The following is a 13,616-nucleotide window of genomic DNA, read 5'->3' on the forward strand; positions in this document are numbered from 1 at the left end:
GTGCTTCACTCTTTGCTACATCAGCATGCTGACCAGCATGCTCTGTGTCTGGTTCATTTGGGCGATTTGGCTGTCCATTCGCGCGTAATAGGCACGTAACGACAGGACTTTTGCTTCCATTCTTGAATCCAATTTTTCACGATCTTCTGCAATCTGCTTATTGTTGTACTCCAGCTGATCAATACGGCGATCGTAGGTACCACCATTTTTGTGGTAGTCATCCAGTACCACCATCATTTTATCCATCATGCCGGTCTGGTTTTCTTCACCCAAAAACAACTTGGAAACAGCATCGAAATCATCTTCCAGTGCTTTATCCAGCTTCTTCTGGTCAATTTCCAACGTACCCTGACGGGTAGTCGTAATACCCAGCTGAGACAGGGTGTTATAGGTTGAAGCACTGTATTCATCGCCAATCACGCCTCGCAGGCGGCTGACCATGCTGCGCGTTGCAGAATCACCCGACAGCGCAGCGGCCTTATCTTCACTCGACTTGGTGTAGGTATTAACGGTTTCGATAATCTTGTTATAGTCAGCCACAAACGACTTGATGGTGCTGTTGACCGATGCCTCATCACGCTCGACCTTGACGTTAACCGTTCCCTTTTCCTTGATATTTAGGGTGATGCCATCGATCACGTTTTCCATTTTGTTGGTTGCTGAGGTCAAGGTCATCGAACCGAACTGCACCGTGGCATCTTCGGCAGTCTGCAGCGATTTCTGACCATTCACAGGCAAAGCAAGATCTAGGGTATTACCTTTGATATCTGCTGGCGCTATCGCCACCGTGATTGCCCCTATGGCATTCGTCACTCCGGTATCTTTGCCGTTCAGCACCATGCTGATACCGTCACCAGAACGTACCAGAGTGGCTTTCACGCCATCATTGGCTGGATCGCTATTGATTGCCGATTGTAATTCTTCGACGGTCACGCCATCACTGGTCAGACGGTCGATCGTATCTTGGTAGCCTTGCTGCTGGCTGGTATAGCTATCTAACCGAGCTTGGTCAAAATCCGGATTGGTCGATGTCTCCAGAATATCTTTGATTGCCGCCGCATCCGCCACCACATCTAAGCCGTGCTTATCAGCAATATCTTTGTAAACCTGATCGTGGTGAGCAGTTTTCTTGCCCCCCTCAGCAGTGAGCAAATCGCCTTTCACGGTCGCAATATCTATGCTGACCGCACCAAAGCTGATGGTGCCCTTAGAGAACGTACTGCCTTCACTCGTCTTGAACAGCTGATCGCGCTGGGTTTGCGCCAGCTGGGTAACTTCGAAGCTGTATTCGCCCGGCACCGCATTGCTGTCGACCGACGCAGATAGCACATCATCGTTGCTTAGCTCCGCTTTTAATTTTTGGAGCTCGCGGCTGGAATTCAGATCTTCGACTTTGTCGCGAAAGCTGTTAATGGTGAACTGAATTTCTTTCAGCGCATCCTTCTCGGCATGGTTCATGCCCTCTTGGCGTGCAAGCTGATTCTCTTTCGGAGCACGCTCGGCACCCACAATTGCGGCAATCATACTCTCGTAATCAATACCTGAACCTAACCCTGTCATTAACATGATTTACTCTCCGCCAACTTGAATCTCCGCCAAGGAGAATATTTACCTATATCAGCTTTAATCGCCTATAACGTATGCTGCGCAATATAGTGCACAAACCATTACGCTAACGACAATAAGCAAAAAACATACCACATTTAATTTATTGATTTTAAAGGGTGTGGTCGGTTTTATAAAGGCCAGATAAAAAGAAAGCGGAAGTAATACTTCCGCTCTGATAGGTATGGCAAACCGATGCTTGCCACTGGCTGACTACGAAAATTAACGTAGTAGCTGAGAAACCATGCTTGGCATTTGGTTTGCCTGTGAAAGCACAGTAATACCCGCTTGCATCATTGTGTTCTGCTTAGTCATGTTGGCAGATTCTGCCGCGATGTCTGCATCCATAATACGGCCTTTAGCAACAGACATATTCTCTGCGATGTTGCCAAGGTTGTTGATAGTAGAACCGAAACGGTTTTGAGTTGCACCTAGGTCAGCACGAATACCACCCACATTTTCAATCATTGTGTCAATTTGACTTACCGCAATGCCAGCACCAACGGCTGTATCAATCGCACCTATACTTGATGTATCTAGGTCTGCTGAGTCAACTTTAACATTGATGGTGTTACCAGAATTAGTCGAACCACCCGCGGCTGCAAATGCGTTAACCGCATCAATCATAGCTGTTGCTTCAGCCATTGTTGGAGTAGCAGCGTCCCTAGCAGTCGCATAAGTATCAGCCTTAGCAGAGAATGCTCCTAAATCAGTCATTTGCTGAACAAGATCGTCTGGTAACTCAACCTTATCTAACGTAGTGGCACCACCGGTAATTGCCGCGCCATCTTTCGTTTCTGTGATACCAAGTGCCTTTAATGCTTCAACGCCGTCAGCAGATATTGTTGCGTTACTCGCAATCGCAGCGTCGTCTAATTCTCCAGCCCCAGTCGTGATTTTCTTAATAGTCGCAAGCGTACTCGTTCCCATATAACTTTCAAGTGCATCTTCGATACCAGCTAATGTCTCAGCGCTAGCGTTCGCTGGTGTTGTCTCATCAGCTACAGCAGCTTTCAATGTCTTAACATCAACATCAGCACCCACCTGGAAATCAATACCAGTAGACAGCTTGTCAAACAGCTTCTCGCCTTTACCGAACGTCGTCGTATCTACGATACGATCTAGCTCTTTGGTTAGTGCCTGAAATTCTTTATTCAGTGCAGTTCGGTCTGAATCTGAGTTAGAACCGTTTTTAGACTGAACAGCCAGATCACGCTGACGCTGAAGAATGTTGGTGAACTCTTGCAGAGAACCTTCAGCTGTTTGCGCCATAGAGATGCCATCGTTGGCGTTACGCTGTGCAACTTTTAGGCCGTTAACCTGAGAATCCATACGGTTAGCAATTTGTAGGCCCGCCGCATCATCTTTTGCGCTGTTAATACGCAAGCCAGTAGACAGACGCTCTAGTGAACCGTTTAGTGAGCCCTGAGTGCTTTGTAGGTTACGCTGGGCATTCATTGATGCAAAGTTAGTGTTGATGGACATCGCCATGATAAGTATTCCTTTAATTCGGTATAAAAATGTTATTTTTAATTAAACAAGCAACATCTCTATCGGGGCGATGAAGACATTACCGCTTTGTTGTTACCTTTTTAATGCGACCCATTTTTTAATTGCTTAAACACTTTATTCACTTTATTGATAATAAGACTAAGTAAGAGTGACATTACTGCCAAGGTTCAAGGCTGAACGCTTATCGGTGAGTGGCTGATGACTATCTAACGACGTTTTATCTGTCAGTCTGTCTAGTTGACTAGTCCTAAAAGACAAAAAGCAAAAAGCGAACCAGAGGCTCGCTTTTTTATGTCACGACTGATGTCGTCGTGAGGACGTTAAGTTAATGTCAGGTAAATAATGGCTAGGGCTCCAACAGGGCTACCACATTATGGCGCGAGGCATTGGCCTGAGCGAGCAAGGTCGGTACTGCGTTATCAAGCAGCTGCAAAGAGACATTGTTCGGCGCTGCTAACCAGCTGGCTTCAATGACCCCTTCGTCGTTTATTACCCCAGACTTCATCATATTGGTTGCCACCAATCGTTCTAAATCTTGGCTCACCTGCTGCTGTACCTTAGTAATATGTGCCAATGATTGCTGCACTTTTTGCATCATGCGTTCAATATCGGCCAGCGCCTTGCGGGTTGACTGTGGTTTGCCAAACTCTAAGTCTTGCGGTTCGATCGCGGTTTTATCACGCTGTTCAAGCTTGGCTTTTATGGGGTTGCCTGCCGGTAAAATTTGCCCGCCACCAGACATCCAGATGCCTTTTTTGATTTCTGGCCACTGCGCCTTGGGCACATTAAAGGCCAAATCACCGTATTTATCGACTTCTACCTGAATACTGCGCGGCGCAAATGCTTTATTAAGCTTCTCGGCAATCTCATGATTGTTTTCATCATTATCAATGCGGCTACGAACTGAACTTGGCACACCAGAGTCAAACTGAAAGCGTAAAACTTCATCTTGTTGGCGTAAGGTATTTAAGCGCATACCTTTAAATGAAAATTCTTCTCTGTGCTGTTCACCACTCAAGCGTGGAGTCAGATCGTGATGCAGTACTGGCTCGCCTTCATATTTGGCTTCACGGGTGAGCTTAGTCAGTTTATTTTTCAACTGATGAAGCGACTGCTGCAGCTGATCTTTTTTACCTTCTTGCGCATTCAGCGAACGGCGCGCTAACTGGCGTAACTGGCCCAGCATATCATTAGCATTTTGCAGGGCTTTTTGCGCACTTTGTGCTTGCGCAGCTTGTTGGTGCGCCTCGCTGGTTTGCACCAATAAACTGCGCTTCTTACCGCTTGTCGCCGAGTGCTGTTGTTCTTGTTTGGCTTTTTTTTCTACAACTTTCGCGACAGCAGCTACGGGCTGTTGCTTCGCAATGCGATCGGTTTGGGTACTATCACTACTGCGCAGCGTACTATGACTGGAGGTTATTTGATTAACCAAGGTGGCCTCATCTTCTGTTGGCGGAGCCTGTTCTAGCTCATTCGGGTGACCCCAGTTACATCAATTTAAACAGGGATAAATTCTGGATTTTGCTGTAGGTCATCTGTGTGGCTTGCAACGCGGCCATTTGAGAGTTCATCTCTAAAATAGCTTCACTGTAGTCCAAATCTTTTACATCACCGATCAACTTACTGTTCACCAGTTTGTTATCTTCATGAGAACCTTGCACCATGGTCAAGGCATTACGCTGACCACCGACTTCTGTCCAGGCCTGGTTAATTGATTTTAATGTGCTATCAATATCACTTTGAGCCGCTGTTACGCTGGCGGTTAAGCTGGCACCTTCAATTGCCGGGTTACGTAAATCAGTGATGGTTTTATTAAGGGCATTGAATATATCACTTCCACCGTTAAAGAAAATATCTTCTGCGGTCTGATTGGCCGGAATGCTCATCGATTCGGCCACTTTTACCATCCGTTGATCACCATTGCCATTGTAAACATACTTACCGGTTGCCGGATCTTTAGTGATTGGCTGGGTATCTGTCTTGGTGCCCGCAAAAATGTAATCACCATTGGGATTTTTACTGTTTGCAGTATCGGCTAACTGATCAAGCAACGATTCTAATTCGGTCGCGATGGCTTCACGTCCTTCCACTGTACTGTTACTGGCATTCAATACACTGGTGACCAACTCTTGTACGCGTAATACCGCGTTATTTGACGCATCGAGATGTGATTCAGTCTTACCCAGTTGCGCTTCAAGGTTGGTAATGTTCTTCTGGAACTGACCGATATTGGCCTGTTCGCGATCTAGCATCATTAACTGTACCGAACCCAGCGGATCATCAGATGGTTTAAGCATCTTTTCACCCGAGTTCAGTTGCATAAATGATTTGTTCACCCCGGTTGTCGAACTTTGCATGCTGGTTAGCATAACGGTATTAAGCTGAGCTGTACTTAAACGCATCTCTCTTTCCTTTTACTTTAATACCGATTAACGAAACATCGATAGGGTGACATCAAACAACTGTTGCGCAGTTGAAATTACTTTTGCATTGGCCTGATACATCTGGGTATAAGTCATGATACTCGCGGCTTCTTCATCGAGGTTTACCCCGCTAATGCTGTCGCGTTCCCCCTGAGCTTGCCCCACCAATGCTTTTGAGGCTTCGCTATCGGCTTCAATCTGTGCAGTTTTGATCGCCCAGTCACCGGTTAAACCGGTGTAACCGTTATTGAGAGATTTACCCTCTAATTTCGCGATAGCTATCTGATAGGTTTCAGCATCTTTAATACTGAGTTTGGACTGATCAATCGTTACTGGCGCATTTTTCAGATCAATCAGCTGCTGAAGATTTTCACTGTTGCCAGGCTCGCCAGCCTTTGAGGCAAAAGCCAGTTGATTAGGATCATCAACCAATAGCGTTAAATTCTTAGCGGCACCGTCAATGCTGTCAACACCGCCAAACACGGCTTTGCCCGGGTCACCATTAAGATCAAAACCCGTTTGGTGTGCTTCATTAAACTGAGTGGCAAAGCTGTATGCCATCACATCTAATTCACGTTGCAGCTCGTTAAGCTCACCATCACGATAGCCAACCAAACCACCAATGGTGCCACCGATATTACCATCGAGCGCTAAAGTGCCATTACCACGTTGCAATGCTAATGAACCATCATTGTCTTTTTTCAGCACGCTGGCACTGCTACCGCTGACTAATGGTTGCCCTTTGTCTAAGGAGAGGCTAATTGTGCCGTCGTCATTATAAGTCGTATTCACATCCACCAGTGCCGATAGCTGGCGAACAGATTCGTCTCTCGCATCGAGCAAGTCAGTCATGCTTTTACCACTGGCACCGGCATCACGAATACTTTCGTTCATGCTGGCAATGCCCGCCATTAAGGTATTGGCTTCAGAGACGGTGGCATCTAACTGCCCGCTTACTTGCTTGGTTTGGCCATCAAGCTGCGAGCTCAGGTTATTGAAACGCTGCACCATCGATTCGCTTTGGCTAACAATGGTCTGACGAAATGCGATATCTTGCGGGGCGGCTGACGCTTCACTTAATGCCGCATAAAAACGATCGAGACCGGTATTAATATTGGTGCTGGCATTATTGAGTAGGCTCTCGGTTTTCTGCATATATTGAGAGCTGATTTTGTTGAATCCCCATGAGCCGTTCTGTTTATAGATCTGCTGATTAAGATAATTATCGGCCATACGCTCGACACTGCTGACACCGACACCAGCCCCCTGAGAGCCCGCACTCACCTGGGCGCCAAAGCAGACACGCTGGCGGCTGAAACCGGGCGTCATCGCGTTAGCAATGTTATGTGATGTGACTGAAAGCCCCGCATTGGCGGCATTCAAGCCTGATAAACCGATATTAATTAAGCTCATAATTCTTCGTCATCAAAATGGTTATTAAGTTGCAGAGATAAGGGCGTGCTATCTCGCCACCAATGTGGCTGCGATACTTTACTGTAAGGGCGATCGGTTTCATTGAATACCGGACTCACCGCCGTTGACGGTAAATGGGCATCTGAAAGCAGCGCCTCACCCTGTAGATTAACAGCGACCAGTTGTTGCTGTGGCTTAAATGCTTCATGTTGACCCAGTTGCTTAATCAACATATCTGCAATGCCTACGCTCTGCTGATGGCTCATTTCAACCGCAATCTGGCTGTCGTGCATCGAACGATAAAACTTTTGCTGACGGCTATTAAATAAACCATCTTCTTCATCTTGCATCGCATCAGATGCCTGACGCATTCGCTTCAATACCGTTTGTAAAAACACCGCTTCAAACTGCCCTGCGGCCTGTTCTAACGCTTCTTGCTTATTGGCATTGGCTTTGATGTTCTGAATACTGGTTAAGTCGTTATACAGCGTGGGGTTGCTTTCACTATCAATAATTTTCATTACAACACCACCAACTCACCATCTAATGCACCCGCTTCATCTAATGCGATCAAAATAGCCATTAGATCGTTAGGGGTAGCACCAAGGCTGTTAACTGCATCAACAATCGTTTGCAGCGAGGTACCTTCATCGCTGTCAGGCCAGATAAATACTTTGCCGCGCTCTTGATCGATCGACACATCCGATTCAGGTGTTACCGCTGTATTGCCACGGCCAAATGCATTAGGTTGGCTAACATTGAAGCTTTCCATCACACTCACCGTCAGGTTACCGTGGCTTACTGCAGCGGTATGTACTTTGACATTTTTCCCTACCACGATGGTACCGGTTCGGGCATTAAACACTACCCGCGCAGGGCGAGGGCCAGTTTCAATGTCTAAATTTTCAAGCATCGCCAAAAATGTCACCCGCTGACTCGGATCATGCGGGGCACGAACATGAATACGTGCATGGCTTTGCGCCAAAGCGACATCGGGACCAAAGAGTTCGTTGATCTCTTTTTCGATATTTCGGGCGGTGTTAAACCCAGGTTTCTTCAAGTTAAGAACAACCGTTGAAGCGGTTAAAAATGAAGATGGTATTTCACGTTCAATAATACCGCCATTGGGAATTAAACCCGCGGTGGGAATATTAATGGTAATACCGCTACCACTATTGCCTTGCGCTACGACACCACCGACAACTAAATTACCTTGTGCAATGGCATAGATCTGACCATCGGCCCCTTTTAACGGAGTAAGCAACAACGTACCGCCGCGCAAGCTTTTCGCATCACCAATCGATGACACGGTGATATCCAGTGACTGACCTTTACTGGCAAGGGCTGGCAGAGTGGCATTAACCGCCACCGCAGCAACGTTCTTTAATTTTGGATTGACATTCGCCGGTAACTGAACACCAAACTGGCTCAGCATGTTTTTAACCGACTGTGAGGTGAATTTGGTCTGACTTTTGTCCCCTGTGCCACTTAAGCCCACCACCAAGCCATAACCGACGAGTTGGTTCTCACGGATCCCCTGAATATCAACCACACTGAACAATGGTTGCGCTTGAAGCGATAACGGGCACAGAATAAGGAGTAAACCAATAAGGTGTTTTTTTATAACCATTAGATTGGGAACCAAGAGCTATTAAAGAATCGAGATAACCAGCCAGATTCATTCGCATCCGCGAGTGCACCTCGGCCAGAATAGGTAATTCGGGCATCACCCAAACGTTGGGAAGACACCCGGTTCGTACCGTCGATATCATCGACACGCACAAGACCCGACAAGCGAATATATTCATCGCCTTGATTGAGCTTCAGCCATTTTTCACCACGGATCCGCAGTACTCCATTAGGCAACACGTCTACCACCATCACGGTAATACTGCCCGAAAGTGAGTTTTGCTGTGAGCTTGATGCAGACCCTTTAAAGTCACGCTCAGCATCTATGGAAAATTGCCCTTTCGGTTGTAATTTGCCAGCAATCATTGGAGCGGCAATCCCGAGGTTACTGTCTTTACCATAACTGGTATCTGCTTTCTTACTGGAGCGAGTTTTCTCAGAGAGATCAACCGTTAAGATATCTCCGATACGAAAGGCCCGGCGATCCTGAAACAGTGCCATGCTATAGTTGGCACTGAATAAACTGCCGTCAGGATCAACAATATATTCAGGGAGTTCCATCGCAGGCACATTCTCTTTCGGCTGCACCTCAACAAAGCTTGAAACCGGCGCACAACCCGTCAGAAGTAACATACCGAGTAAAAAAATAACGCGTAACATGCCGCTATACTCACATTGATTGACTGACAAATTTCAGCATTTGATCAGCACTTGAGACCACTTTGGCATTCATTTCATACGCACGTTGAGTCGTGATCATATTAACCATTTCTTCAACAACGTTAACGTTTGAACCTTCAAGGCTAAACTGACTAATTTGGCCTAATCCATCTTCACCACCCACACCTTCTATTGGTGCACCCGATGCGCCAGTTTCTTTAAACAAGTTACCGCCCAGCGACTGTAAGCCCGCGGCATTGGCAAAGTTTGCTAACGTAATCTGACCGATTTCCTGCGGTTCTGGATCATCAGCGGTTGAGATGGTAACCATGCCATCGGTACCCACACTGAAGTTAGTCGCATTTTCTGGGATTTCGATGTTTGGCATTAACGGTAAACCCGCAGCCGTCACCATCATGCCTTCTGAATTGCGGTGGAACTGACCATTACGGGTATAACCAGTATTACCATCGGCCAGCTCAATTTGGAAAAAACCAGAACCCAGCACCGCTAAATCGGTTGCTTGTTCGGTATTTTGGTAAGCCCCCGTTTTCATCAGCTTTTGGGTACCAACAACACGTACGCCATTGCCTAACTGAAGACCGCCCGGATTTTCATTTTGCTGGTCGGTCATTGCACCAGGCTGTTTTTTCATTTGATAAAACAGATCTTCAAATACAGCGCGATCTTGCTTAAAGCCAACCGTATTAACGTTTGCCAGGTTATTTGAAATAACCTGCATTTGGGTATCTTGTGCCGCCAGACCAGTTTTACTGACCCAAAGAGCTGCGTGCATGTGTGTTACTCCTGAAAAGTATTATTTTCTCTACGAACTGTTTTATCGATATACTTTTTTATTAACTGCGAACAATTAACTACCGCGAACAATTCGGTTACCCGCGCTCGCTAAGTCTTCCGCGGTTTTCATCATTTTGATTTGAAATTCAAAATTTCGAGACAAAGACATGTTGTTAATCATCGACTCAACCGCATTGACGTTACTGGTTTCAATGTAACCAGAGGCTACGGTTACGTTCTCATCCGCTTCCGCCAGACCCCCTTGCCCAGCGACACGGAATAAACCATCTTCGCTTTTATGCAAATTCGCTAAATCTGGCTTCACCAGCTTTAATTGACCTACTTCCTGAACCAAGCTGCTACCTGACGGTACGATAGAAATGGTGCCATCAGCGCCGACATCTAACTGTTGATATTCAGGGATCACTATAGGGCCACCCGTACCCAAAACAGGGCGGTCACCCAACAGCAATGTGCCTTCAGCGTCTAAGTGGAAGTTACCTGTGCGGGTATACGCCTCGTCATTGTCTCCGGCTTCAACCGCAAAAAAACCGTCACCACGAATCGCCATATCAAATGGATTATCAGTATGCTGTAAGGCGCCATGTGAAAAGTCGGTACCACCCGCTCGCGCTGCGACCAGAGTTCGGGTCTCAAAACCATTACCTTTTACTGCCACACTTTCAGCTTGTTCAATATCGGCACGAAAGCCCGCAGTGTTGACGTTAGCCAGATTATTAGCATGCACCTGCTGCGCCATCATTACGCGGCTCGCGCCTGACATGGCAGTAAATAACATCTTATCCATTTGCTAGGCTCCTATTACAGGTTCTGAAACAGAATTTGAGTCATTTCCTGAGCCACTTTGATGGTTTTGGCATTCGCTTGATAGTTACTTTGTGCCGACATCAAATTGACCATTTCACTACTCAAATCAACGTTCGAGTTTTCATACATACCAGTACGAACATTACCGAGCTGACCAGTACCTGCTGCACCCACCAGTGCTGCACCTGAAGAGAAACTTTGGGTCCAACGGGTATTGCCCGCTTGTTGCAAACCTTCTTGGTTCGGGAATCGAGCAAGCGAAACCTGGCCTTGAACTTTGGTCTGGCCGTTAGAATAACGGGCAAATACGCGGCCATCGCCTTCAAAATACCAACCCGCAACCTGACCTGGTGCGTGACCATCTTGGCTGTTTTTGGTGATAGCAAATTCCTTGCCAAACTGGGTAGTTTCTGCCGCATCAAATTTAATTGTCTGATTAGCTGAACCATTATTTGGCGTGAATGCTAAATCAAAACTACTATTTGTCGTTAATTTACCCTTGTCATCAAAGGCCAATGTTGTTTTCTGAACATTCGCTTTATCACCGTCAACAACATAGTTAACATTCCATGTGTTATCTGCGGTCTTAACGTAATACTGCGTCACTTCATGCTCGGCACCTAACGAGTCATACACCGTCGTGGTTGCACTTGAGGTAAATGTCGAAGGGTCTTCCGGATCAAATGGTGTTTTTGGATCAATGGCAGGGGAGTTCGCATCTAAATTCACCTCCATATTCACTTTTGTTGAACTTCGCGCCGGCATATCTCCCGTCTCAACCGTGAGGTCAGTAATAGTACCAGTTTGAATTTGACCAGTGCCAGACACGCCATAACCTTGCAGATGGCTGCCGTCACTTGCGACTAAATTGCCATCTTTATCAAGGTTAAATACGCCATTACGGGTAAACATCTGCTGGCCCTTATTTTCAACCATGAAGAAACCTTCACCGTTAATTGCCAAGTCACCGTTACGGCCTGTCGGGGTGGTAGTGCCGTTTTTGAAGCTCTGACGAATAGCGGCAACTTCGACACCGTTCATCTCACCGCCACCAAACTCAGGTGCATAGATATCTTGGAACTCAGTACGTGACGATTTATAACCAGCCGTACCAACGTTCGCAATATTGTGGCTGATAGAGTTCATTTGTTCAGAGGTCGCTATCAGACCACTCATACCGATATTCATAGACATAACCGTTGTTACCTTTTTTAATTATTTTAGTTATTTTGATTTTTTAAATGATTTTAAGCTGTAATTTCACGCATATCGAACATAGACATCTTGCCAAGGCCTTTTAAGCTCAGCATGATCGTGCCACCATCAGCAGGGATGTTGACCGATTCAACGTCGGCAGCAATCATCATTTTCTGGGTCCAAGCGTCATCACCTTTCTCAGCAACCACTTCAAAGGTATAAGTACCCTTTCCTAGCTTGTCGCCATCAATTTTAAATTCAGCCATGCCAGTAGCCTGTGGTCCTAATTTTATTTCATCAACCACTTTACCTTCTTCGTCATAAACCATGACTTTGGCGGTATCTGCCGGTTGATCAAATTGCACACGACCATCAATGATTTGACCTTCTGAAACATCCACGCCTTGATTTGCTTCCATCAATACTTTCTTGCCCACTAAATTGGTGGCTTGAAGCATTTCAAGGTTAGTAATGCCGATGTTCATGTTCATCATGCCCGTTTTGACGCCTTCCAAACTTTCCACCGCCGACATCATGCCAAGCTGGGTGAGGTACTGCGTACCATCAGCTGGCTCAAGGGGGTTCTGGTTTTGGATCTGTGCCACCATCATGGTAAGAAACTCATTACTTGATGGGTTCATGCCATTACCAGCCACTTGCTGGCTGTTTTGTTCAGTCGAACCATGGCTGTATTGGTTAACGGTATTAACGTGGGGCAAACTCATTTATGGCTCCTAACTTTGGCCTAGACGTAAAATACTTTGCTGCATGCTGCGTGCTCGGCTCATCACATTAACGTTGGTTTCAAAGTTACGTGAGGCGGCCATCATGTCAGCCATTTCTTCAACTACATTCACCGTAGAATGAAACACATAACCCTCGTCATTCGCTTTCGGGTGATTTGGTTCATAACGGCGACGCAGCGGCTCTGTACTTTCAATGACATCATCAACCTGTACTTTCGCACCGGGTACCTGGCTGTCCATATCGGTCATCACGGTCGAAAAAACAGGACGCTTGGCGTGATAGCCCGTTTTATCTGAGCCAGAAACAACATCGGCATTGGCTAAGTTACTTGCCACGGTGTTCAGGCGAATGGTTTGAGCCGACATCGCAGAACCTGCAATGTCGTATATCGTGGAAAATGACATCGTAATTACTGTCCTTTAATGGCCTGCTTTAAGCCGCTAATCTTCATATTCAAAAAGCTCATGCTGGTTTCAAATGCCATCGCATTTGAGGCAAATTTGGCTTGTTCAATACCCAATTCAACCGTATTACCATCTTGCGCTGGTTGTTGTGGATTGCGGTACAGCAATTCAGTCTTTGGTGATTGTGAGCGGAAGCGAGCTTGATGTTTCGCTCTTGCTTCACCCGCGATTTGGCTCATCGCATCTTCAAAACTGATATCACGAGCCTTATAATTAGGGGTGTCAACATTGGCGAGGTTACTTGCCAGTACTTTTGCGCGTTGTGTTCGAAACGCCAATGTATTAGGGTGTACCCCTAATGCTTGCTCAAAATTTATTGCCATACTACAAACCGCATGAT

14 protein-coding genes are annotated in these 13,616 nt (G+C 46.3%); all 14 read right to left on the reverse strand.

The genetic code is table 11. The features are described 5' to 3' along the window. Window positions 1-15: 15 nt before the first annotated feature. The 14 genes from fliD to flgB all read right to left on the reverse strand — a co-directional run bounded on the left by fliD (window position 16) and on the right by flgB (window position 13,599). Window positions 16-1,566 (reverse strand): flagellar filament capping protein FliD, encoded by a 1,551-nt coding sequence (gene fliD, locus C9J12_RS15740; RefSeq protein ID WP_227876377.1) that lies wholly within the window; start codon window positions 1,564-1,566, stop codon window positions 16-18. A gap of 261 nt (window positions 1,567-1,827) precedes the next feature. Beyond that, window positions 1,828-3,096 carry a flagellin N-terminal helical domain-containing protein gene (locus tag C9J12_RS31515; protein WP_107243584.1) on the reverse strand — a complete coding sequence of 423 codons (1,269 nt, stop codon included), beginning with the start codon at window positions 3,094-3,096 and terminating at the stop codon, window positions 1,828-1,830. Window positions 3,097-3,463: 367 nt separating this feature from the next. Next, window positions 3,464-4,549: a hypothetical protein gene (locus tag C9J12_RS15750; RefSeq protein ID WP_107243585.1), complete on the reverse strand. Its 1,086-nt coding sequence runs from the start codon at window positions 4,547-4,549 to the stop codon at window positions 3,464-3,466. Window positions 4,550-4,604: 55 nt separating this feature from the next. Beyond that, a complete protein-coding gene (flgL, locus tag C9J12_RS15755; RefSeq protein ID WP_107243586.1) occupies window positions 4,605-5,519 on the reverse strand; it encodes a flagellar hook-associated protein FlgL in 915 nt (304 codons plus the stop codon). Window positions 5,520-5,546: 27 nt separating this feature from the next. Continuing rightward, entirely contained in the window at window positions 5,547-6,953 is a 1,407-nt protein-coding gene (gene flgK, locus C9J12_RS15760; RefSeq protein WP_107243587.1) for a flagellar hook-associated protein FlgK, read from the reverse strand. Then, window positions 6,950-7,474 (reverse strand): rod-binding protein, encoded by a 525-nt coding sequence (locus tag C9J12_RS15765; RefSeq protein ID WP_107243588.1) that lies wholly within the window; start codon window positions 7,472-7,474, stop codon window positions 6,950-6,952. The genes flgK and C9J12_RS15765 overlap by 4 nt, the downstream gene beginning before the upstream one ends. Continuing rightward, window positions 7,474-8,583: a flagellar basal body P-ring protein FlgI gene (locus tag C9J12_RS15770; RefSeq protein ID WP_170111798.1), complete on the reverse strand. Its 1,110-nt coding sequence runs from the start codon at window positions 8,581-8,583 to the stop codon at window positions 7,474-7,476. The genes C9J12_RS15765 and C9J12_RS15770 overlap by 1 nt, the downstream gene beginning before the upstream one ends. After that, the gene (gene flgH, locus C9J12_RS15775) at window positions 8,583-9,242 is read right to left on the reverse strand and encodes a flagellar basal body L-ring protein FlgH (RefSeq protein WP_107243590.1); all 660 of its coding nucleotides are present in this window, start codon (window positions 9,240-9,242) and stop codon (window positions 8,583-8,585) included. Before flgH ends, C9J12_RS15770 begins: the two co-directional genes overlap by 1 nt. Before the next feature lie 10 nt (window positions 9,243-9,252). Then, complete coding sequence (gene flgG, locus C9J12_RS15780; protein WP_107243591.1) at window positions 9,253-10,038, reverse strand: flagellar basal-body rod protein FlgG; 786 nt, start codon at window positions 10,036-10,038, stop codon at window positions 9,253-9,255. Between the two features lie 75 nt (window positions 10,039-10,113). Next, on the reverse strand, window positions 10,114-10,848 hold the full coding sequence (gene flgF / locus C9J12_RS15785) for a flagellar basal-body rod protein FlgF (protein WP_107243592.1): 735 nt from the start codon (window positions 10,846-10,848) through the stop codon (window positions 10,114-10,116). A gap of 14 nt (window positions 10,849-10,862) precedes the next feature. After that, window positions 10,863-12,062 (reverse strand): flagellar hook protein FlgE, encoded by a 1,200-nt coding sequence (gene flgE, locus C9J12_RS15790; protein WP_107243593.1) that lies wholly within the window; start codon window positions 12,060-12,062, stop codon window positions 10,863-10,865. 53 nt (window positions 12,063-12,115) lie between these two features. Next, entirely contained in the window at window positions 12,116-12,790 is a 675-nt protein-coding gene (locus C9J12_RS15795; protein ID WP_107243594.1) for a flagellar hook assembly protein FlgD, read from the reverse strand. Window positions 12,791-12,799: 9 nt separating this feature from the next. Continuing rightward, a complete protein-coding gene (flgC, locus tag C9J12_RS15800; RefSeq protein ID WP_107243595.1) occupies window positions 12,800-13,216 on the reverse strand; it encodes a flagellar basal body rod protein FlgC in 417 nt (138 codons plus the stop codon). A 5-nt stretch (window positions 13,217-13,221) separates the two neighbouring features. Then, on the reverse strand, window positions 13,222-13,599 hold the full coding sequence (gene flgB / locus C9J12_RS15805) for a flagellar basal body rod protein FlgB (RefSeq protein WP_107243596.1): 378 nt from the start codon (window positions 13,597-13,599) through the stop codon (window positions 13,222-13,224). Window positions 13,600-13,616: the final 17 nt, after the last annotated feature.

Source organism: Photobacterium frigidiphilum, from assembly GCF_003025615.1.
GTDB lineage: Bacteria > Pseudomonadota > Gammaproteobacteria > Enterobacterales > Vibrionaceae > Photobacterium > Photobacterium frigidiphilum.

Bases quoted from the DNA above. Each gene is read 5' to 3' on its own strand.
- fliD (WP_227876377.1), bottom strand. From the start codon at position 1,566: ATGTTAATGACAGGGTTAGGTTCAGGTATTGATTACGAGAGTATGATT.
- C9J12_RS31515 (WP_107243584.1), bottom strand. From the start codon at position 3,096: ATGGCGATGTCCATCAACACTAACTTTGCATCAATGAATGCCCAGCGT.
- flgL (WP_107243586.1), bottom strand. From the start codon at position 5,519: ATGCGTTTAAGTACAGCTCAGCTTAATACCGTTATGCTAACCAGCATG.
- flgK (WP_107243587.1), bottom strand. From the start codon at position 6,953: ATGAGCTTAATTAATATCGGTTTATCAGGCTTGAATGCCGCCAATGCG.
- C9J12_RS15765 (WP_107243588.1), bottom strand. From the start codon at position 7,474: ATGAAAATTATTGATAGTGAAAGCAACCCCACGCTGTATAACGACTTA.
- C9J12_RS15770 (WP_170111798.1), bottom strand. From the start codon at position 8,583: ATGGTTATAAAAAAACACCTTATTGGTTTACTCCTTATTCTGTGCCCG.
- flgH (WP_107243590.1), bottom strand. From the start codon at position 9,242: ATGTTACGCGTTATTTTTTTACTCGGTATGTTACTTCTGACGGGTTGT.
- flgG (WP_107243591.1), bottom strand. From the start codon at position 10,038: ATGCACGCAGCTCTTTGGGTCAGTAAAACTGGTCTGGCGGCACAAGAT.
- flgF (WP_107243592.1), bottom strand. From the start codon at position 10,848: ATGGATAAGATGTTATTTACTGCCATGTCAGGCGCGAGCCGCGTAATG.
- flgE (WP_107243593.1), bottom strand. From the start codon at position 12,062: ATGTCTATGAATATCGGTATGAGTGGTCTGATAGCGACCTCTGAACAA.
- C9J12_RS15795 (WP_107243594.1), bottom strand. From the start codon at position 12,790: ATGAGTTTGCCCCACGTTAATACCGTTAACCAATACAGCCATGGTTCG.
- flgC (WP_107243595.1), bottom strand. From the start codon at position 13,216: ATGTCATTTTCCACGATATACGACATTGCAGGTTCTGCGATGTCGGCT.
- flgB (WP_107243596.1), bottom strand. From the start codon at position 13,599: ATGGCAATAAATTTTGAGCAAGCATTAGGGGTACACCCTAATACATTG.